The organism is Streptomyces sp. NPDC006265, assembly GCF_040613555.1.
Lineage (GTDB): Bacteria > Actinomycetota > Actinomycetes > Streptomycetales > Streptomycetaceae > Streptomyces.
Window position 1 is genome coordinate 1 of the sequence record NZ_JBEXSH010001059.1, and the last position, 2,752, is coordinate 2,752.

A 2,752-nucleotide genomic window follows, 5' to 3' on the forward strand; every position below is an offset into this window, starting at 1 on the left:
GGCGGTTGTTCGCGGCCATTTTGCTACTGTTCTCCTTGAGGTGTTGGTTAGGTCCGACTGCGTCCGTACGGCTGCGTTTGTCGGTTCCGTCTATGCAGTGTGCCCCCCGGAGCCCCGGGGGGCACAGTCGATCAGCCCGTGGGGCTCGTCTCAGCGCGGGCCGAGGCTCCAGCGCGGCCCCTGCGGGCCGTCCTCGATGACCAGGCCGGACTGGCCGAGCTGGTCGCGGATGGCGTCCGCGGTGGGCCAGTCCTTGCGGGCCCGGGCGGCCTCGCGCTGGTCGAGAACCATGCGGACCAGCGTGTCGACCACGCCGTGCAGGTCGTCGCCGCGGTCGCCCTCCCCGGCCCACTGGGGGTCCAGCGGGTCGAGGCCGAGCACGCCGAGCATCGCGCGGACCTCGGCGAGCCGGGCCACGGCGGCTTCCTTGTCGTCGGCGGCCAGCGCGCTGTTGCCCTGCCGGACGGTGGTGTGCACCACGGCGAGCGCCTGCGGCACGCCCAGGTCGTCGTCCATGGCCTCGGCGAAGGCGAGCGGCACCTCGGCGGCGGGCTCGACGGCGCCGGCCTTCTCCACCACGCGCTGCACGAAGCCCTCGATCCGCGCGAACGCCGACTCCGCCTCGCGCAGCGCCTCCTCGCTGTACTCGATCATCGACCGGTAGTGCGGGGTACCCAGGTAGTAGCGCAGCACGATGGGACGCCAGCGCTTGACCATCTCGCTGACCAGGACCGAGTTGCCGAGCGACTTGGACATCTTCTCGCCGCTCATGGTGACCCAGGCGTTGTGCACCCAGTAGCCGGCGAAGTCGTCGCCGTAGGCCTTGGCCTGCGCGATCTCGTTCTCGTGGTGCGGGAAGACCAGGTCGAGGCCGCCGCCGTGGATGTCGAAGGCGGTCCCGAGGTACTTGTGGGCCATCGCCGAGCACTCCAGGTGCCAGCCCGGGCGACCGCGCCCGAACGGCGTCTCCCAGCTCGGCTCCCCCGGCTTCGCCGCCTTCCACATGGCGAAGTCACGCGGGTCGCGCTTGCCGGTGATGCCTTCCTCGGCGGGCTGCCGCATCTCGTCGAGGTCCTGCCGGGACAGCTCCAGGTAGGAGGGCCAGGAGCGGACGTCGAAGTAGACGCTTCCGTCGGCCTCGTAGGCGTGCCCGCGCTCGATGAGGCCGCGCATCATAGCGACCATCTCGGTGATGTGGCCGGTGGCTCGCGGCTCGTAGGTGGGCGGCAGGCAACCGAGCACGGTGTAGCCGTCGTTGAAGGCGCGCTCGTTCTCGTAGCCGATGGCCCACCACGGGCGGTTCTGGTCGGCCGACTTGGCGATGATCTTGTCGTCGATGTCCGTCACGTTCCGCACGAACGTGACGTCGTAGCCGCGGTACTCGAACCAGCGGCGCATGATGTCGAAGTTCAGGCCGGAGCGGATGTGCCCGATGTGCGGGGCGGCCTGCACGGTGGCACCGCACAGGTAGATCGAGACGCAACCCGGCTGGAGCGGGGAGAAGTCACGGATCTGCCGGGCGCTGGTGTCGTACAGGCGAATAGTCACCACTCCAGGGTAGTGGGCCCCGGGGTGTGCCTCAGGACCTTCCCCTCGGGGCGCACACATTCGTGACATTGGCAACGGGAACGCCCCGAAACCTTGCCTTCAGCCGGTGCGCACGACCAGCGCCGTGGCCACCGCCATCAGCCCTTCCTCCCGGCCGGGGAAGCCGAGGCCGTCCGTCGTCGCGCCCGACACCGACACCGGGGCTCCGGCCGCCTCCGACAGCAGTTTCTGGGCCTCGTCCCGGCGCTTGCCGATCTTCGGGCGGGGGCCCACCACCTGTACGGCGATGTTGCCGATCCGGAAGCCCGCCTCGCGCACGATGCGCGCGGCCTCGGCCAGCAGGGTGACTCCGGAGGCCCCCGACCACTCGGGACGGCCCGTGCCGAAGTGCTGCCCGAGGTCGCCGAGACCCGCGGCGGAGAAGAGGGCGTTGCAGGCGGCGTGGGCGACCACGTCCGCGTCGGAGTGTCCGGCCAGGCCGGGGCCCTCGCCCTCCCACTTCAGGCCGGCGCACCACAGCTCGCGGCCCTCCTCGAAGGCGTGGATGTCGGTGCCGATGCCGACCTGGGGCACAACAGGCTGGTCAGAAGCCATCGTTGAGCCTCCTTCGGGCCAGGACCGCCTCCGCGAGGACCATGTCCAGGGGGCGGGTGACCTTGAAGGCCTCCTCGTGGCCGGGGACGGCCACGACCGTGAGGCCGAGCTGTTCGACCATGCCGGCGTCGTCGGTGACCTCGCCGGTCACCGTCTCGTGCGCCCGCACCAGCGTGGCCCGGTCGAATCCCTGCGGGGTCTGCACCGCCCGCAGCAGCGAGCGCTCCGGCGTGGCGACGACCGGCTCCGGCTCGCCGGGCGTGCCGGCGGGCTCGACCTGCTTGACGGTGTCGGCCAGCGGCAGCGCCGGGACCACGGCCGGTGCGCCGTCCCGTACGGCCTCGATCACGGCGTCGACCGTGTCCACGGGGACCAGCGGCCGGGCCGCGTCGTGGACCAGCACGATGTCAAGGCCGGGCGGCAGCGCGTCCAGGCCGAGCTTCACCGACTCCTGGCGGCTCTGCCCGCCCGGGACGACGAGGAAGTCCGTCCGCTCGGGCAGGGCGTGCGCGTCGAGCAGCGACCTGACCTCGGCGGCGCCGTCGGGCGGGGCCACGACGACGACCAGGGAGACGGCGCGGGAGGCGGCCATCGCGCGGACCGCGTGGAT

General features: G+C 71.8%; 3 protein-coding genes. All 3 read right to left on the reverse strand.

Annotated elements, in window-relative coordinates:
• Positions 1-150: 150 nt before the first annotated feature.
• Positions 151-1,548, reverse strand: a complete 1,398-nt coding sequence (cysS, locus tag ABZ281_RS45160) for a cysteine--tRNA ligase (RefSeq protein WP_356664164.1) — start codon at positions 1,546-1,548, stop codon at positions 151-153.
• 99 nt (positions 1,549-1,647) lie between these two features.
• Positions 1,648-2,142: a 2-C-methyl-D-erythritol 2,4-cyclodiphosphate synthase gene (gene ispF, locus ABZ281_RS45165; RefSeq protein ID WP_356664165.1), complete on the reverse strand. Its 495-nt coding sequence runs from the start codon at positions 2,140-2,142 to the stop codon at positions 1,648-1,650.
• A partial coding sequence (gene ispD / locus ABZ281_RS45170) for a 2-C-methyl-D-erythritol 4-phosphate cytidylyltransferase (RefSeq protein WP_356664167.1) occupies positions 2,132-2,752 on the reverse strand: 621 nt, incomplete at its 5' end. The genes ispF and ispD, both read right to left, overlap by 11 nt.